The 16,498-nt window shown below is 62.2% G+C and carries 16 protein-coding genes; 15 read left to right on the top strand and 1 reads right to left on the bottom strand.

Translation table 11 applies throughout. The features are described 5' to 3' along the window. The first annotated feature begins 180 nt into the window (after positions 1-180). The 3 genes from acnA to DK261_RS29195 all read left to right on the top strand — a co-directional run bounded on the left by acnA (position 181) and on the right by DK261_RS29195 (position 5,610). On the top strand, positions 181-2,922 hold the full coding sequence (gene acnA / locus DK261_RS29205) for an aconitate hydratase AcnA (protein WP_110177227.1): 2,742 nt from the start codon (positions 181-183) through the stop codon (positions 2,920-2,922). Positions 2,923-3,083: 161 nt separating this feature from the next. Continuing rightward, entirely contained in the window at positions 3,084-3,875 is a 792-nt protein-coding gene (locus DK261_RS29200; protein WP_009047951.1) for a CPBP family intramembrane glutamic endopeptidase, read from the top strand. Between the two features lie 169 nt (positions 3,876-4,044). Next, on the top strand, positions 4,045-5,610 hold the full coding sequence (locus DK261_RS29195; RefSeq protein WP_009047950.1) for a PAS domain-containing methyl-accepting chemotaxis protein: 1,566 nt from the start codon (positions 4,045-4,047) through the stop codon (positions 5,608-5,610). Between the two features lie 182 nt (positions 5,611-5,792). Here DK261_RS29195 and DK261_RS29190 read toward each other — a convergent pair whose 3' ends face one another. Continuing rightward, the gene (locus DK261_RS29190) at positions 5,793-6,491 is read right to left on the bottom strand and encodes an alpha/beta family hydrolase (RefSeq protein WP_041989223.1); all 699 of its coding nucleotides are present in this window, start codon (positions 6,489-6,491) and stop codon (positions 5,793-5,795) included. A 99-nt stretch (positions 6,492-6,590) separates the two neighbouring features. Here DK261_RS29190 and ccoN (DK261_RS29185) point away from each other — a divergent pair, with 99 nt between their 5' ends. The 12 genes from ccoN (DK261_RS29185) to DK261_RS29130 all read left to right on the top strand — a co-directional run. Beyond that, on the top strand, positions 6,591-8,015 hold the full coding sequence (ccoN, locus tag DK261_RS29185; protein ID WP_009047948.1) for a cytochrome-c oxidase, cbb3-type subunit I: 1,425 nt from the start codon (positions 6,591-6,593) through the stop codon (positions 8,013-8,015). Between the two features lie 10 nt (positions 8,016-8,025). Further along, positions 8,026-8,634 (top strand): cytochrome-c oxidase, cbb3-type subunit II, encoded by a 609-nt coding sequence (gene ccoO, locus DK261_RS29180; protein WP_009047947.1) that lies wholly within the window; start codon positions 8,026-8,028, stop codon positions 8,632-8,634. Between the two features lie 3 nt (positions 8,635-8,637). Continuing rightward, positions 8,638-8,862, top strand: a complete 225-nt coding sequence (locus DK261_RS29175) for a cbb3-type cytochrome c oxidase subunit 3 (protein ID WP_009047946.1) — start codon at positions 8,638-8,640, stop codon at positions 8,860-8,862. Beyond that, a complete protein-coding gene (gene ccoP, locus DK261_RS29170; protein ID WP_038631221.1) occupies positions 8,859-9,800 on the top strand; it encodes a cytochrome-c oxidase, cbb3-type subunit III in 942 nt (313 codons plus the stop codon). The genes DK261_RS29175 and ccoP (DK261_RS29170) overlap by 4 nt, the downstream gene beginning before the upstream one ends. A gap of 494 nt (positions 9,801-10,294) precedes the next feature. Then, positions 10,295-11,737, top strand: coding sequence for a cytochrome-c oxidase, cbb3-type subunit I (gene ccoN / locus DK261_RS29165; RefSeq protein ID WP_009042962.1), 1,443 nt, complete (start codon positions 10,295-10,297; stop codon positions 11,735-11,737). Then, positions 11,737-12,345, top strand: coding sequence for a cytochrome-c oxidase, cbb3-type subunit II (gene ccoO / locus DK261_RS29160; RefSeq protein ID WP_009042961.1), 609 nt, complete (start codon positions 11,737-11,739; stop codon positions 12,343-12,345). Before ccoN (DK261_RS29165) ends, ccoO (DK261_RS29160) begins: the two co-directional genes overlap by 1 nt. Positions 12,346-12,350: 5 nt before the next feature. Next, on the top strand, positions 12,351-12,536 hold the full coding sequence (locus tag DK261_RS29155) for a CcoQ/FixQ family Cbb3-type cytochrome c oxidase assembly chaperone (protein ID WP_003175465.1): 186 nt from the start codon (positions 12,351-12,353) through the stop codon (positions 12,534-12,536). Next, complete coding sequence (gene ccoP / locus DK261_RS29150; RefSeq protein ID WP_009047944.1) at positions 12,533-13,510, top strand: cytochrome-c oxidase, cbb3-type subunit III; 978 nt, start codon at positions 12,533-12,535, stop codon at positions 13,508-13,510. Before DK261_RS29155 ends, ccoP (DK261_RS29150) begins: the two co-directional genes overlap by 4 nt. Positions 13,511-13,675: 165 nt before the next feature. Beyond that, positions 13,676-13,930: a type II toxin-antitoxin system Phd/YefM family antitoxin gene (locus DK261_RS29145; protein ID WP_016704960.1), complete on the top strand. Its 255-nt coding sequence runs from the start codon at positions 13,676-13,678 to the stop codon at positions 13,928-13,930. After that, positions 13,930-14,340, top strand: a complete 411-nt coding sequence (locus DK261_RS29140) for a type II toxin-antitoxin system VapC family toxin (RefSeq protein WP_110177226.1) — start codon at positions 13,930-13,932, stop codon at positions 14,338-14,340. The genes DK261_RS29145 and DK261_RS29140 overlap by 1 nt, the downstream gene beginning before the upstream one ends. 205 nt (positions 14,341-14,545) lie before the next feature. Further along, positions 14,546-15,961, top strand: coding sequence for a cytochrome c oxidase accessory protein CcoG (gene ccoG / locus DK261_RS29135; RefSeq protein WP_110177224.1), 1,416 nt, complete (start codon positions 14,546-14,548; stop codon positions 15,959-15,961). A gap of 11 nt (positions 15,962-15,972) precedes the next feature. After that, the coding region (locus DK261_RS29130) for a FixH family protein (RefSeq protein WP_110177510.1) at positions 15,973-16,498 on the top strand (526 nt) is incomplete at its 3' end.

Below are 16,498 nucleotides of genomic sequence, written 5' to 3'. Positions count from 1 at the left end.
TCATGCGCAAACCCGCTGTAGCAAAGCCTGTCACGAAAACCGGCGCATGATAGCCGAGTTCGGAACCTTGGACTTGTCCATAGAGTCCAGTTATTAGCCAGCTACTGAAAACAGGGCTAGCTTAAGAGCTCTGCCCTTCCCGTCAGGTCCGTAGCCGTGCGGACCAAAAGGAGTGATTCAATGCCGTCCCTCGATAGCCTGAAAACCCTTAAAACATTAAAAGTCGACGACAAGACCTACCACTACTTCAGCCTGCCAGAAGCCGCCAAGCGCCTTGGCGATCTCGACAAGTTGCCGATGTCGTTGAAAGTCCTGCTGGAAAACCTGCTGCGCTGGGAAGACGAAAAGACCGTCACCGGCGCCGACCTCAAGGCCCTCGCCGCCTGGCTCAAGGAGCGTCGCTCGGATCGCGAGATCCAGTACCGCCCGGCGCGGGTGCTGATGCAGGACTTCACCGGCGTGCCGGCGGTGGTCGACCTGGCGGCCATGCGCGCGGCCATGGCCAAGGCCGGCGGCGACCCGCAACGCATCAACCCGCTGTCGCCGGTGGACCTGGTGATCGACCACTCGGTGATGGTCGACAAGTTCGGCAGCAACACCGCCTTCGAACAGAACGTCGACATTGAAATGCAGCGCAATGGCGAACGTTATGCCTTCCTGCGCTGGGGCCAGAGCGCCTTCGACAACTTCAGCGTAGTGCCGCCCGGCACCGGCATCTGCCACCAGGTCAACCTGGAATACCTGGGCCGCACGGTCTGGACCAAGGACGAAGACGGCCGCACCTACGCCTTCCCCGACACCCTGGTCGGCACCGACTCCCACACCACCATGATCAACGGCCTCGGCGTGCTCGGCTGGGGCGTGGGCGGCATCGAGGCCGAGGCGGCGATGCTCGGCCAGCCGGTGTCGATGCTGATCCCGGAAGTCATAGGTTTCAAACTGACCGGCAAGCTCAAGGAAGGCATCACCGCCACCGACCTGGTGCTGACCGTCACCCAGATGCTGCGCAAGAAAGGCGTGGTCGGCAAATTCGTCGAGTTCTATGGCGACGGCCTGGCCGACCTGCCGCTGGCCGACCGCGCCACCATCGCCAACATGGCCCCGGAATACGGCGCCACTTGCGGCTTCTTCCCGGTGGATGACGTCACCCTAGAATACCTGCGCCTGTCCGGCCGCCCGGACGCCGTGGTGAAGCTGGTGGAGGCCTACAGCAAGATCCAGGGCCTGTGGCGCCTGCCGGGCAAGGAGCCGGTGTTCACCGACAGCCTGGCGCTGGACATGGGTACGGTGGAAGCCAGCCTCGCCGGGCCGAAGCGGCCGCAGGACCGGGTCTCGCTGCCGAACGTCGGCCAGGCCTTCACTGACTTTCTCGATCTGCAGTTCAAGCCCACCAGCAAGGAAGAAGGCCGCCTGGAAAGCGAAGGCGGTGGTGGCGTGGCCGTGGGCAGCGCCGACCTGATAGGCGAAGTCGATTACGCCCACAATGGCCAGACCTATCGCCTGAAAAACGGCGCGGTAGTGATCGCCGCTATTACCTCCTGCACCAACACCTCCAACCCCAGCGTGATGATGGCCGCCGGCCTGGTGGCGAAAAAGGCCGTGGAAAAAGGCTTGAAGCGCAAGCCCTGGGTGAAGAGTTCGCTGGCCCCGGGCTCGAAAGTGGTCACCGACTACTACAAGGCCGCCGGGTTGACCCAATACCTCGACGCCCTGGGTTTCGACCTGGTGGGTTACGGCTGCACCACCTGCATCGGCAACTCCGGCCCCTTGCCGGAGCCGATCGAGAAAGCCATCCAGAAAGCCGACCTGACCGTCGCCTCGGTGCTGTCCGGCAACCGCAACTTCGAAGGCCGCGTGCACCCACTGGTGAAAACCAACTGGCTGGCCTCGCCGCCACTGGTGGTCGCCTATGCCCTGGCCGGCAGCGTGCGCATCGATATCAGCCGCGAGCCGCTGGGCGAAGGCAAGGACGGCAAGCCGGTCTACCTGCGCGACATCTGGCCGAGCAGCCAGGAAATCGCCGAGGCCGTCACCCAGGTCAACACCCGGATGTTCCACAAGGAATACGCCGAGGTATTCGCCGGCGACGCCCAGTGGCAAGCCATCGAAGTACCGCAGGCCGCGACCTATGTGTGGCAGGCGGACTCCACCTATATCCAGCACCCACCCTACTTCGATGACATCTCCGGCCCTCTGCCGGTGATCAAGGATGTGACGGGCGCGCGGATCCTGGCGCTGCTGGGCGACTCGGTGACCACCGACCACATCTCCCCGGCCGGCAACATCAAGGCCGACAGCCCAGCCGGCCGCTACCTGCGCGAGCAAGGCGTGGAACCGCGGGACTTCAACTCCTACGGCTCGCGTCGCGGCAACCACCAGGTGATGATGCGCGGCACCTTCGCCAACATCCGCATCCGCAACGAAATGCTCGGCGGCGAGGAAGGCGGCAACACTCTGTACATCCCCACCGGCGAGAAACTGGCGATCTATGACGCGGCCATGCGTTACCAGCAAGCGGGCACGCCGCTGGTGGTGATCGCCGGCCAGGAATACGGCACCGGCTCCAGCCGCGACTGGGCGGCCAAGGGCACCAACCTGCTGGGGGTCAAGGCAGTGATCGCCGAGAGCTTCGAGCGCATCCACCGCTCCAACCTGGTGGGCATGGGTGTGCTGCCGCTGCAGTTCAAGCTCGACCAGAACCGCAAGAGCCTGAACCTGACTGGCAAGGAAACCTTGGATATCCAGGGCCTGACCGGCGTCGAACTGACGCCGCGGATGAACCTGACCCTGGTGATCACCCGCGAGGATGGCAGCCAGGAAAAGGTCGAGGTGCTGTGCCGCATCGACACCCTGAACGAAGTGGAATACTTCAAGTCCGGCGGGATCCTGCACTACGTCCTGCGACAGCTGATCGCCACATAACGCCTTGCCGCAAAACCAACACCGCCTCCGGGCGGTGTTTTTGTTTCACTTATTCATCGCCCATGCCTCGTTATACTGGCCCCCCGTTCGTTCTATCCAGTAACCGCTGACGCAGGTGGCGCGAGCGGCTGATTCCATTCTTTTCGCAACAAGGATTTCACATGACTGTTCTGCCATGGATGTACCTGGCACTTCTCTCCATTGGTTACGCCCTGGCCCTGAGCTACGGCCAACTGGGCCTGCTGGCGGCGGTTTCCGTCGCCTTGCTGCTGTGCGCGGGCTTTGCCGTGCGCCAGCAGAAAAGCCCTTACGCGCGTTACCTGGGGCACGGCCTGTTCGTGGTGCTGGCCCTGGCGCTGGCCATGCACTGGCTGCCCGGTTTCTACAATGGTCGGGCGATCGGCCCGGAACGCTTCACCGCCGACGCCGTGCCGTTTTCCATGTACCTGAACCAGGACAAGCCGCTGATCGGCTTCTGGCTGTTGCTGGTCTGCCCCTGGATCATCGGCCGCCGCTCGTTGCGCCTGTCCCTCTACACCACCGCCCTGGCCTTGACCCTGACCGCACTGGCGGCCCTGGGCGGCGCGGTGTTGCTGGGCATCATCGACTGGGCGCCGAAATGGCCGGATCAGGCCTGGCTGTGGGTGTTGAACAACCTGCTGCTGGTCACCCTGGTGGAAGAAGCGCTGTTTCGTGGCTACATTCAGGGCGGCCTGAGCCGTCGCTTCAAGCATCTGCCCTATGGCGAAAACCTGGCGCTGATGTGCGCGGCCCTGCTGTTCGGCCTGGTGCATGTGGGCGCCGGCTGGCAATGGTGGCTGCTGGCGAGCATCGCCGGGGTCGGTTACGGCCTGGCCTACCGCTTTGGCGGCCTGGGTGCCGCGGTGGCCACCCATTTCGGTCTGAACCTGCTGCACTTCGGGCTGTTCACCTACCCGATGCTCGCGGGTTGATCCTGGCCAAGCCGGGGCGCCTTGAACGGGCCTCGGCTTCGCCGCCCCCTCGCGCCACCTTGCAGAATCAGCTCTCTGTCAATGAGGCACTTCTCAAATTCCAGAAAAAAACTTCAACAATTGGCGAAGACCGCCGACAACCTATCAAAGCCTTGCGGATAGAAAAACCATGCGTAACAACCAGCCCGTCACCCAGCGCGAACGTACCTTTCCGGCTCAGCAACGGTTGATCTCCACCACCGATGCCAAAGGCGTGATCACCTACTGCAACGATGCCTTCGTTGAAATCAGCGGGTTTTCTCGTGAGGAACTGGTCCGCGCACCGCACAACCTGGTCCGTCACCCCGACGTTCCGGCCGCGGTGTTCGCGCATATGTGGGCCACCCTGAAACAAGGCTTGCCATGGATGGGCATTGTCAAGAATCGCTGCAAGACCGGTGACCACTACTGGGTCAACGCCTACGTGACACCGGTCTTCGAAGGTCAGCAAGTGGTCGGCTACGAGTCGGTGCGGGTCAAGCCCACCGCCGAGCAGATCCGTCGGGCCGAAGCGCTTTACCAACGCATCAACCAGGGCAAGTCGGCGATTCCGAAACGCGACAAATGGCTGCCGGTGCTCCAGGACTGGCTGCCGTTCATCCTGGTCAGCCAGCTGAGCTTCCTGATTGGCGTCTGGCTCAACTCTTCCTGGGGCTTTGCCCTCGCCGCCGGCCTTTCCGTGCCGCTCGGCCTGCTCGGGCTGAGCTGGCAACAGCGCGGCCTCAAGCGCTTGCTGCGCCTGGCCGAACAGACCACCTCCGACCCGCTGATCGCCCAGATGTACACCGACAGCCGTGGCGCCCAGGCGCGCCTGGAGATGTCGATCCTCAGCCAGGAAGCCCGCCTGAAAACCTGCCTGACTCGTCTGCAGGACACCGCCGAGCACCTCAACGAGCAGGCGCGGCAGTCCGACACCCTGGCGCACAACAGCTCCAGCGGCCTGGAACGCCAGCGTGTGGAAACCGAACAGGTGGCCACCGCGGTCAACCAGATGGCCGCCACCACCCAGGAAGTGGCCAGCCACGTGCAGCGCACCGCCGACGCCACCCAGGAGGCCAACCGCCTCACCGGGCGTGGGCGCGACATCGCCGGGGAAACCCGCGAAGCGATCCAGCGCCTGTCGGTGGTAGTGGGCGAAACCGGCCTGACTGTGACCCAGCTGGCCAAGGACAGCGACGAAATCGGCGGCGTGGTCGATGTGATCAAGGGCATCGCCGACCAGACCAACCTGCTGGCGTTGAACGCGGCCATCGAAGCGGCGCGTGCCGGGGAAATGGGCCGCGGCTTCGCGGTGGTGGCCGACGAGGTTCGCCAACTGGCGCAACGCACCAGCGAGTCCACCGGCCAGATCCACAACCTGATCGCCAAGCTCCAGCAAACCGCCAGCACGGCGGTGCAGACCATGGACGCCGGGCATCGTCAGGCCGAGGAAGGCGTGGCCCGGGTGCTGGAAGCCGACCAGGCACTGGTGGGGATCAGCGAAGCGGTGGCCAACATCACCGACATGACCACCCAGATCGCCGCCGCCACCGAAGAACAAAGCGCGGTGGCCGAAGAGATCAGCCGCAACATCAGCACCATTGCCCAACTGGCCGACCAGACCTCGGAACAGGCCCAGCATTCGGCGCAACTCAGCGAAGAGCTGACCCGCACCGCCAACACGCAGTACTCGTTGGTCGAACGCTTCAACCGCTAAGCCGCAAAACAAAAAACCCGGAAGGTTTGCCTTCCGGGTTTTTTATTGCCTTTTTCCAGCCCCGCGCACCCTGTAGGAGCGAAGCTTGCTCGCGATGCGGCCTGGCAGTCGCCACCGTTGTCGCCTTGAAAAACAATCGCGAGCAATCGAACGTCGACCGGCTGCTCCTACAGAAGAGTCGTTCAGCCAGTCAGACCGCGCAAAACCTCGGCAACCTTCCGCGCGGCCGCCTCCAGGTGCTGCTCATGGGTGAAGCCGGAGGCCTTGAGTGGTTTCAGGTCATGGTCGGCGGCCGCCAGCCAGAACAGTTCGATAGCCGGCGCCAGCGCATAGGCTTCGACCGCCTCGCGGTTACCCAGGGCGTCGCGCTCGCCCTGGACGATCAGGGTCCTGGTGCGCAATTCGGCCAGGTGGGCGACCCGCGGTTTCTCCGACTTGCCGGCGGCATAAAACGGATACCCCAGGCACACCAGCGCATCGGCGCCCAGCTCGTCGGCCAGCAAACTGGCCATGCGCCCGCCCATGGACTTGCCGCCAATGGCCAGCCGCCCAGCGACATGAGGTCGCACCTGGGCATATACCTCGCGCCAGCACTCCAGCAGCTTCGGCGCCGGGTTAGGCGGCCGTTTGCCACCATCGAGGCGACGCTGGGCCATGTAGGGAAACTCGAAGCGCAGGACGTTGACCCCATGCGCCGCAAGGCGTGCGGCCATGTCGTTCATGAAAGCACTGTCCATCGGCGCGCCGGCGCCATGGGCCAGGATCAGGGTCAGCGGTTCGCCGGCCAGCGGCTCCTGCGCGACATCCCAGAGCCAGCCACGTTCCCGCACGCACTGCGCCCATTGATCCCCGTCAATAACAGCCCCTTGCCGTTTGCCCATGCTTACCTCGCTTTTAGTCTGCCTATAACTCCAGAAGAAGTGAGCGCGCCTTGCCGTGCGCAGTCGCTTTCACTTCAGCTGAACCGTGGATGGGGAACCATGAACACTTCTATCAGTACCGCCTACAACTACAAGGTGGTCCGCCAATTCGCCATTATGACGGTGGTGTGGGGCATCGTCGGCATGGGGCTCGGGGTTTTTCTCGCTGCCCAGTTGGTCTGGCCCGAACTCAACTTCAACCTGCCCTGGACCAGTTTCGGTCGCCTGCGCCCGCTGCACACCAACGCGGTGATCTTCGCCTTCGGTGGCTGCGCACTGTTCGCCAGCTCCTTCTACTCGGTGCAACGCACCTGCCAGACCCAGCTGTTCGCGCCGAAAATCGCCGCGTTCTGCTTCTGGGGCTGGCAGCTTGTCATCCTCCTGGCGGCCATCAGCCTGCCGCTGGGCTACACCAGTTCCAAGGAATACGCCGAGCTGGAATGGCCGATCGACATCCTCATCACCATCGTCTGGGTGGCCTACGCCATCGTGTTCTTCGGCACGGTGATGAAGCGCAACACCAAGCACATCTACGTCGGCAACTGGTTCTTCGGCGGTTTCATCATCACCGTGGCCATCCTGCACATCGTCAACAACCTGGAGCTGCCAGTCAGCCTGACCAAGTCCTACTCGCTGTATGCCGGTGCGACCGACGCCATGGTCCAGTGGTGGTACGGCCACAACGCGGTGGGTTTCTTCCTGACCGCGGGCTTCCTGGGGATGATGTACTACTTCGTGCCCAAGCAGGCCGAACGTCCGGTGTATTCCTATCGCCTGTCCATCGTGCACTTCTGGGCACTGATCACCCTGTACATCTGGGCCGGCCCGCACCACCTGCACTACACCGCGCTGCCGGACTGGGCGCAATCGCTGGGCATGGTGATGTCGCTGATCCTGCTGGCGCCCAGCTGGGGCGGCATGATCAACGGCATGATGACCCTCTCGGGGGCCTGGCATAAGTTGCGCACCGATCCGATCCTGCGCTTTTTGGTGGTGTCCCTGGCGTTCTACGGCATGTCGACCTTCGAAGGTCCGATGATGGCGATCAAGACCGTCAACGCCCTCTCCCACTACACCGACTGGACCATCGGCCACGTCCACGCCGGCGCCCTGGGCTGGGTAGCGATGATCTCCATCGGCGCGCTGTACCACATGATCCCGAAAGTCTTCGGTCGTGAGCAGATGCACAGCATCGGCCTGATCAACGCGCACTTCTGGCTGGCCACTATCGGCACCGTGCTCTACATCGCTTCGATGTGGGTCAACGGCATCGCCCAGGGCCTGATGTGGCGCGCGGTCAACGAAGACGGGACGCTGACCTACTCCTTCGTCGAAACCCTGGTGGCCAGCCATCCGGGCTTTATCGTGCGCTTCGCCGGTGGCGCGATCTTCCTCTTCGGCATGTTGCTGATGGCCTACAACACCTGGCGCACCGTACGCGCAGCCCAGCCTGCCGAAATCACCGCCGCTGCGCAGATGGCCTGAGGAGTCCGCCATGAAACACGAAGTCATCGAGAAAAACGTCGGCCTGCTGATGCTGCTGATGGTGTTTGCCGTGAGCATCGGCGGTCTGACCCAGATCGTCCCGCTGTTCTTCCAGGACGTCACCAACAAGCCGGTGGAAGGCATGAAGCCCTACACCGCCCTGCAGCTGGAAGGCCGCGATATCTACATCCGCGAAGGCTGCGTCGGCTGCCACTCGCAGATGATCCGTCCGTTCCGTGCCGAAACCGAACGCTACGGCCACTACTCGGTCGCCGGCGAAAGCGTCTGGGACCACCCGTTCCTGTGGGGCTCCAAGCGTACCGGTCCGGACCTGGCCCGGGTCGGCGCCCGCTACTCCGACGACTGGCACCGCGCGCACCTGTACAACCCGCGCAACGTGGTGCCCGAGTCGAAGATGCCGGCCTACCCATGGCTGGTCACCCAGGCGGTCGACAGCAGCCACACCGAAACCAAGCTGCGCGCCATGCGCACCCTCGGCGTGCCGTACAACGACGACGATATCGCCGGTGCCGTCGCTTCCCTCAAGGGCAAGACCGAGATGGACGCCCTGGTCGCCTACCTGCAAGTGCTTGGCACTGCGATCAAGAGCAAGAGGTGAGCCATGGGTCTTGAACTCGATACCGGCATGATCCGCGGGCTCGGCACGCTGGTGGTGATGATTGCCTTCATCGGCCTGTCGATCTGGGTCTTCAACGCCAAGCGCAACCCGGAGTTCGCCCAGGCGCGCCTGCTGCCCTTCGCCGACGAACCTTCGCCGGAAGTGCCCGGCAATCCATCTGATGACGCTCAATCCGAAGAGCATGCGACAAGGAGCATTCGGCCATGACCACCTTCTGGAGTACGTACATCTGCGTACTGACCATAGGCAGCCTGATCGGCCTGACCTGGCTGTTGATCGGCACGCGCAAGGGCGAAACCAAGGGCAGCGTCGACCAGACCATGGGGCACGCGTTCGATGGCATCGAGGAGTACGACAACCCCCTGCCGCAATGGTGGTTCCTGCTGTTCGCCGGCACCCTGGTGTTTTCCGTCGGCTACCTGATCCTCTACCCGGGCCTGGGCAACTGGAAAGGTATCCTGCCGGGCTATGAGGACGGCTGGACCCAGACCAAGGAATGGGAAAAGGAAATGGACAAGGCAGACGCCAAGTTCGGCCCGATCTTCGCCAAGTTCGCCGCCATGCCCGTGGAAGAAGTGGCCAAGGACCCGCAGGCGCTGAAAATGGGCGGACGCCTGTTCGCCTCCAACTGCTCGGTGTGCCACGGCTCGGATGCCAAGGGCGCGTTCGGCTTCCCTAACCTCGCCGACAACAACTGGCGCTGGGGCGGTAACGCCGACACCATCAAGGCCACCATCATGGGTGGCCGCATGGCGGCCATGCCAGCCTGGGGTGAAGTGCTGGGCGAGGACGGGGTGAAGAACGTCGCGGCCTATGTGCGTCACGAGCTCGCCGGCCTGCCGTTGCCCGCCGACAGCAGCGCCGACCTCGGCGCCGGCAAGCAAGCCTTCAGCACCACCTGCGTCGCCTGTCATGGCGCCAACGGCCAGGGCACTGAAATCATGGGGGCGCCGAACCTGACGCAACCGGCAGGCTTCATCTACGGCACCAGCCTGACCCAGCTGCAACAGACCATTCGCCACGGTCGCCAGGGCCACATGCCGGCGCAGAACGAACTGCTCGGCAACGACAAGGTCCAGCTGCTCGCGGCCTACGTCTACAGCCTCTCCCACAGCAGCAAGCCAGAAGCTGCAAGCGATAAGTAAAAGATCAACGGCAAGCTGTGAGTTTTTGACTTGCAGCTTGCCGCTTGAAGCTTAGCCCTCCTCCTTTGCGACCAAGTGTCGCACCCTCTCTACTCCCTGCCTTTCCACTCTCCGGATTCGGGTCTAAGCTGCTTCGCAGTGGACTGGCACTGGCCGGTCACAGACCAGAAGTAGCCGCTCCATTCGAAGCCGTTGTTCGAGGACAGGCCGCAAAGGCTGGTTTATACCGGCTGTCGCGCCACTTACCGTCTGTCGCTCGTTCAAGGGCTTTCCACACACCCGGTTACAACTGACCTGTACCCCTCGCCTTTTTCATCCGCTGCGACATTTTGTCCGGGGCCGATTTTGTCCTTACTCCGCGCATGGAAAGGCCGCAGAATCAGCTTTTGAAAGCATTGACCCAGGTCATGGCGCGTTGCAATGACCCCCCGCTTTCTCCATACTTGCGGCCGATTTTTACTCCTAATAAAACACCCAAACCGTGGAACCTTAGAATGAGCACAGCAATCAGTCCGACTGCTTATAACTATAAGGTAGTCCGCCAGTTCGCCATCATGACGGTGGTCTGGGGGATCCTTGGCATGGGGCTCGGTGTCTTCATCGCCTCGCAACTGGTCTGGCCGGAGTTGAACTTCGGTCTGCCATGGACGACCTTTGGACGCCTGCGCCCGCTGCACACCAACCTGGTGATTTTCGCCTTCGGTGGATGTGCGTTGTTTGCCACTTCTTACTACGTCGTGCAGCGAACCTGCCAAACGCGACTGATTTCCGACAGCCTGGCGGCCTTCACCTTCTGGGGTTGGCAAGCCGTGATCGTCGGCGCGATCGTTACCTTGCCGCTGGGTTACACCACCACCAAGGAATACGCGGAACTGGAATGGCCCCTGGCTATCCTGCTGGCCATCGTCTGGGTCACCTACGGTCTGGTGTTCTTCGGCACCATCGTCAAGCGCAAGACCAAGCACATCTATGTGGGTAACTGGTTCTACGGTGCCTTCATCGTGGTCACCGCGATGCTGCACATCGTCAACCACGCTTCCCTGCCGGTCAGCTTCTTCAAGTCCTACTCGGCCTACTCGGGCGCGACCGACGCCATGATCCAGTGGTGGTACGGCCACAACGCCGTGGGCTTCTTCCTGACCACCGGCTTCCTGGGGATGATGTACTACTTCGTGCCGAAACAGGCCGAGCGTCCGATCTACTCCTATCGCCTGTCCATCGTGCACTTCTGGGCGCTGATCACCCTGTACATCTGGGCCGGTCCGCACCACCTGCACTACACCGCCCTGCCGGACTGGGCGCAGTCCCTGGGCATGGCCATGTCGATCATCCTGCTGGCACCAAGCTGGGGCGGCATGATCAACGGCATGATGACCCTCTCGGGCGCCTGGCATAAGCTGCGCACCGACCCGATCCTGCGCTTCCTCGTGGTGTCCCTGGCGTTCTACGGCATGTCGACCTTCGAAGGTCCGATGATGGCGATCAAGACCGTCAACTCGCTGTCGCACTACACCGACTGGACCATCGGCCACGTACACGCCGGTGCCCTGGGCTGGGTAGCGATGATCTCGATCGGCGCCCTGTACCACATGATCCCGAAAGTCTTCGGTCGCCAGCAGATGCACAGCATCGGCCTGATCAACACCCACTTCTGGCTGGCTACCATCGGTACCGTGCTGTACATCGCCTCGATGTGGGTCAACGGCATCACCCAGGGCCTGATGTGGCGTGCAATCAACGACGACGGCACCCTCACCTACTCCTTCGTCGAAGCCCTGCAGGCCAGCCACCCTGGTTTCATCGTGCGCGCCCTGGGCGGTGCGTTCTTTGCCGCCGGCATGCTGTTCATGGCGTACAACGTGTTCCGTACCGTTCGCGCCTCGAACCCGGCTGAAGCTGAAGCCGCCGCTCAGATCGCTGTAGTTGGAGCTCACTGATGAAGCATGAAGCAGTAGAGAAGAATATCGGCCTGCTGGCCTTCTTCATGGTCATCGCCGTCAGCATCGGCGGCCTGACCCAGATCGTTCCGCTGTTCTTCCAGGACGTCACCAACAAGCCGGTCGAAGGCATGAAGCCGCGCACCGCCCTGGAACTGGAAGGCCGCGACGTCTATATCGCCAACGGTTGTGTCGGCTGCCACTCGCAGATGATCCGTCCGTTCCGTGCCGAAACCGAACGCTACGGCCACTACTCGGTCGCCGGTGAAAGCGTCTGGGACCACCCGTTCCTGTGGGGTTCCAAGCGTACCGGTCCGGACCTGGCCCGCGTTGGCGGTCGTTACTCCGATGACTGGCAGCGTGCGCACCTGTACAACCCGCGCAACGTTGTACCTGAGTCGAAAATGCCGGCTTACCCGTTCCTCGTAGAAAACAAGCTCGACGGCAAAGACACCGCGAAAAAAATGGAAGTCTTGCGCACGCTCGGCGTCCCTTACACCGACGAAGACATCGCCGGTGCCAAGGATGCCGTGAAGGGCAAAACCGAAATGGACGCGCTGGTGGCCTATCTGCAAGGCCTGGGCACCATCATCAAAAGCAAACGGTGATCTGGATGGATATCGGGATGATTCGTGGCCTGGGCACCGTAGTGGTGATGGTGGCCTTCATCGGCCTGGCGCTGTGGGTGTTCAGCCCCAAGCGCAAGTCCGAGTTCGAAGACGCCACCTTGCTGCCGTTCGCGGATGATCCCGAAGCCATCAAGCACGTCGAGCAAGCTTCTAGGAGTAACAAAGAATGACTACGTTCTGGAGTCTGTACGTCACAGTCCTCAGTCTGGGTACCATTTTCGCCCTGACCTGGCTGCTGCTGTCGACCCGCAAGGGCCAGCGCGCCGAGCAGACCGACGAGACGGTCGGCCACTCCTTCGACGGGATCGAGGAGTACGACAACCCACTGCCGAAATGGTGGTTCATGTTGTTCGTCGGCACCATCGTCTTCGCCCTGGGTTACCTGGTGCTGTACCCGGGCCTGGGTAACTGGAAAGGCATCCTGCCAGGCTACAACTACCTGGATACCGAAAAACAGACCCCCTTCGCCAACGGCCAGACCGGCTGGACCGGCGTGCACGAGTGGGAAAAGGAAATGGCCAAGTCGGACGCCAAGTTCGGTCCGATCTTCGCCAAGTTCGCCTCCATGCCGATCGAGGAAGTCGCCAAGGACCCGCAAGCCCTGAAGATGGGTGGCCGCCTGTTCGCCTCCAACTGCTCGGTCTGCCACGGTTCCGACGCCAAGGGCGCCTATGGCTTCCCGAACCTGACCGACGCCGACTGGCGCTGGGGCGGCGAGCCGGAAACCATCAAGACCACCATCATGGGCGGTCGTCACGCGGTGATGCCGGCCTGGGCGGAAGTCATCGGCGAGCAAGGCGTCAGCGATGTGGCCGCCTATGTGCTGACCAACCTCGATGGCCGCAAGCTGCCGGAAAGCGCCAAGGCCGATCCGGCCAACGGCCAGAAGATCTTCGCCGCCAACTGCGTGGCGTGCCACGGTCCGGCCGGTAAAGGTACCCCAGCCATGGGCGCACCTGACCTGACCCATCCGGGCGCGTTCATCTACGGCTCGAGCTTCGCCCAACTGCAGCAGACCATCCGTTACGGCCGTCAGGGTCAGATGCCTGCCCAGGAACAGCTGCAAGGCAACGACAAGGTTCACCTGCTGGCCGCTTACGTCTACAGCCTGTCCCACAGTGACAAGCCGGCGGACGCCGAGTAAGGCAGACACCTTCGGGTAACAGAAAAAGGCCCCGCCAATGTCCATTGGCGGGGCCTTTTTATTTCCCTCTCCCTCACGTCCGTCGCTCCACCCCCGGTTGAGATTGCCCCCTTCACGCCAAGAGTAGTAACGTTGCTACATGAAATTTTTGTCGAGAGTATGACGATGCCTATCACCACCATCTCCAGCCGCGAATTCAATCAGGACACAAGTGGTGCCAAAAAAGCCTCCAGAAACGGCCCGGTCATCATCACCGACCGTGGCAGGCCCGCCCATGTGCTGCTAAGCATTGAGGACTACGAAAAACTGAGCGGCCTGAACACCAGCATCGTCGACATGCTGGCCATGCCTGAAGCGCCTGAAATCGATTTCGAAACAGAGCGCGCCACCATCATTCCTCGCGAGATCGATCTGTCCTGATGTTTTTGCTCGATACCAACGTTGTGTCCGAATTACGCAAGCCCAACGCTGATCGCCAGGTAGTGGCCTGGGCTCAGACCGTGGCGCCCACCAGCCTGTTTTTATCAGTCATTACGTTATTGGAACTGGAAACCGGCATCCTGCGGTTGGAACGCCGCGATCGCACCCAAGGGGCCCTGCTGCGTGCCTGGCTGGAACTGCGCGTGATGCCCGCTTTCGACGGACGAATCCTGGCCATTGATCCTGCTGTCGCTATGCGCTGCGCCCGATTGCATGTTCCGGATCGCAGCAATGAATGCGATACCCTGATTGCGGCGACCGCCCTGGAACATGGGCTGACAGTCGTTACCCGCAACATCGCCGACTTCCAGTCCAGCGGTGTGCAGTTGCTCAACCCGTGGAGCGATTGAACGCGGTCGCGGCGAAAAGCGTCCATAATTCACAAGTCAATTGATTCAAGTCATTACACCATCAATTGATTTCCCCCAACGCGACCAAAGGTCGCACCCTTGAGCTAGAGCGACAGGCGTATCATTGCGCCACTGCAACACCCCTATTTGATCGCGGTCGGCACGTACTGACCGGGGCATTTCTCCACTGCCGTGGGATGCAATGATGAGCAACCAGATTCCGGTACATGACGTTACCCCTCCTGCCAAGAATTCGAACAACAGCGTAGATCTCTACGCCTCTCGGGAAAAAATCTACACACGCGCTTTCACCGGCCTCTTCCGCAACCTGCGGATGGTGGGCGGCGCGGCCCTGTTCCTGCTGTATTTCGGTACGGTGTGGCTCAACTGGGGCGGCCACCAGGCTGTCTGGTGGAACCTGCCGGAGCGCAAGTTCTTCATCTTCGGCGCCACCTTCTGGCCCCAGGATTTCATCCTGCTGTCGGGGCTTTTGATCATCTCCGCCTTCGGCCTGTTCTTCATCACCGTGTACGCCGGGCGCGTCTGGTGCGGCTATACCTGCCCGCAAAGCGTCTGGACCTGGATCTTCATGTGGTGCGAGAAGGTCACCGAAGGCGACCGCAACCAGCGCATCAAGCTCGACAAGGCGCCGATGAGCGCCAACAAGTTCCTGCGCAAGTTCAGCAAGCACAGCCTCTGGCTGCTGATCGGCTTCGTCACCGGCATGACCTTCGTCGGCTACTTCTCGCCGATCCGCGAGCTGGTCATCGACTTCTTCACCGGCCAGGCCGATGGCTGGTCGTACTTCTGGGTCGGCTTCTTCACCCTCGCCACCTATGGCAACGCCGGCTGGCTGCGCGAACAGGTGTGCATCTACATGTGCCCCTACGCCCGCTTCCAGAGCGTGATGTTCGACAAGGACACCCTGATCGTCTCCTACGACCCGCGTCGCGGCGAAGGTCGCGGCCCGCGCAAGAAAGGTGTCGACTACAAGGCCATGGGCCTGGGCGACTGCATCGACTGCACCATGTGCGTCCAGGTCTGCCCGACCGGCATCGACATCCGCGACGGCCTGCAGATCGAATGCATCGGCTGCGCCGCCTGCATCGACGCCTGCGACAACATCATGGACAAGATGGACTACCCGCGCGGCCTGATCAGCTACACCACCGAGCACAACCTGTCCGGGCAGAAAACCCATAAACTGCGTCCACGCCTGATCGGTTATGCGCTGGTGCTGCTGACGATGATCAGCCTGCTGGTCACCGCGTTCTTCATGCGCTCGCTGGTGGGCTTCGATGTCAGCAAGGACCGCGTGCTCTATCGCGAGAACGCCGAAGGCCGGATCGAGAACGTCTACAGCCTGAAGATCATGAACAAGGATCAGCGCGACCATACCTACGTACTGGACGCCGCCGGCCTGCCGGACCTCAAGCTGCAAGGCCGACGCGAGATCAAGGTGGCGGCCGGCGATATCGTCAGCATGCCGGTCGAGCTGTCGAGCTCGCCCGAGCAACTGCCGTCGAGCACCAACGAGGTGAAATTCATCCTCAAGGACGCCGACGACGAAAGCGTCCACGTTGAAGCCAAGAGCCGGTTCATCGGCCCACAAATTCGTTAAGAGAAGTCATCATGCCCGCAGCGACCGCCACAAGCCCCTGGTACAAGCACCTCTGGCCCTGGATCATCATCGGCATCCTGGCCTGCTCGGTGGCCCTGACCCTGTCCATGGTGACCATTGCGGTGAACAACCCGGACAACCTGGTCAACGACAACTACTACGAGGCCGGCAAAGGCATCAACCGCTCCCTGGACCGCGAACTGCTGGCCCAGACCCTGCAACTGCGCGCCAGCGTGCACCTGGATGACCTCACCGGCGAAGTCGACCTGCGCCTGAGCGGCAACAGCGCGCCCGCCACCCTGGAGCTGAACCTGATCTCGCCGACCCAGCCGGAAAAAGACCGAAAGATCACCCTCGCCCGCAGCGAAACCGAACAGGGCCGCTACATTGGCCAGTTGAGCGACAAGGTCGATGGCCGCCGTTTTGTCGAACTGCTGGGCGTCGAAGGCGACAAGACCTGGCGCATGTTCGAAGAGGAACAGGTCAGCCACGACAAGGACCTGCTGCTGGGTGACGAACCGCTGCAGGGGGCTGAAG

It is taken from the genome of Pseudomonas sp. RW409, from assembly GCF_003184125.1.
GTDB lineage: Bacteria > Pseudomonadota > Gammaproteobacteria > Pseudomonadales > Pseudomonadaceae > Aquipseudomonas > Aquipseudomonas chlororaphis_I.
The sequence above is the reverse complement of the archived record's forward strand: the minus strand, read 5'-3'. Positions and strand labels throughout refer to the sequence as shown.

What these genes read in the sequence shown, in the direction of transcription:
- acnA (WP_110177227.1), top strand. Translation starts at nt 181, where the DNA reads ATGCCGTCCCTCGATAGCCTGAAAACCCTTAAAACATTAAAAGTCGAC.
- DK261_RS29200 (WP_009047951.1), top strand. Translation starts at nt 3,084, where the DNA reads ATGACTGTTCTGCCATGGATGTACCTGGCACTTCTCTCCATTGGTTAC.
- DK261_RS29195 (WP_009047950.1), top strand. Translation starts at nt 4,045, where the DNA reads ATGCGTAACAACCAGCCCGTCACCCAGCGCGAACGTACCTTTCCGGCT.
- DK261_RS29190 (WP_041989223.1), bottom strand. Translation starts at nt 6,491, where the DNA reads ATGGGCAAACGGCAAGGGGCTGTTATTGACGGGGATCAATGGGCGCAG.
- ccoN (WP_009047948.1), top strand. Translation starts at nt 6,591, where the DNA reads ATGAACACTTCTATCAGTACCGCCTACAACTACAAGGTGGTCCGCCAA.
- ccoO (WP_009047947.1), top strand. Translation starts at nt 8,026, where the DNA reads ATGAAACACGAAGTCATCGAGAAAAACGTCGGCCTGCTGATGCTGCTG.
- DK261_RS29175 (WP_009047946.1), top strand. Translation starts at nt 8,638, where the DNA reads ATGGGTCTTGAACTCGATACCGGCATGATCCGCGGGCTCGGCACGCTG.
- ccoP (WP_038631221.1), top strand. Translation starts at nt 8,859, where the DNA reads ATGACCACCTTCTGGAGTACGTACATCTGCGTACTGACCATAGGCAGC.
- ccoN (WP_009042962.1), top strand. Translation starts at nt 10,295, where the DNA reads ATGAGCACAGCAATCAGTCCGACTGCTTATAACTATAAGGTAGTCCGC.
- ccoO (WP_009042961.1), top strand. Translation starts at nt 11,737, where the DNA reads ATGAAGCATGAAGCAGTAGAGAAGAATATCGGCCTGCTGGCCTTCTTC.
- DK261_RS29155 (WP_003175465.1), top strand. Translation starts at nt 12,351, where the DNA reads ATGGATATCGGGATGATTCGTGGCCTGGGCACCGTAGTGGTGATGGTG.
- ccoP (WP_009047944.1), top strand. Translation starts at nt 12,533, where the DNA reads ATGACTACGTTCTGGAGTCTGTACGTCACAGTCCTCAGTCTGGGTACC.
- DK261_RS29145 (WP_016704960.1), top strand. Translation starts at nt 13,676, where the DNA reads ATGCCTATCACCACCATCTCCAGCCGCGAATTCAATCAGGACACAAGT.
- DK261_RS29140 (WP_110177226.1), top strand. Translation starts at nt 13,930, where the DNA reads ATGTTTTTGCTCGATACCAACGTTGTGTCCGAATTACGCAAGCCCAAC.
- ccoG (WP_110177224.1), top strand. Translation starts at nt 14,546, where the DNA reads ATGAGCAACCAGATTCCGGTACATGACGTTACCCCTCCTGCCAAGAAT.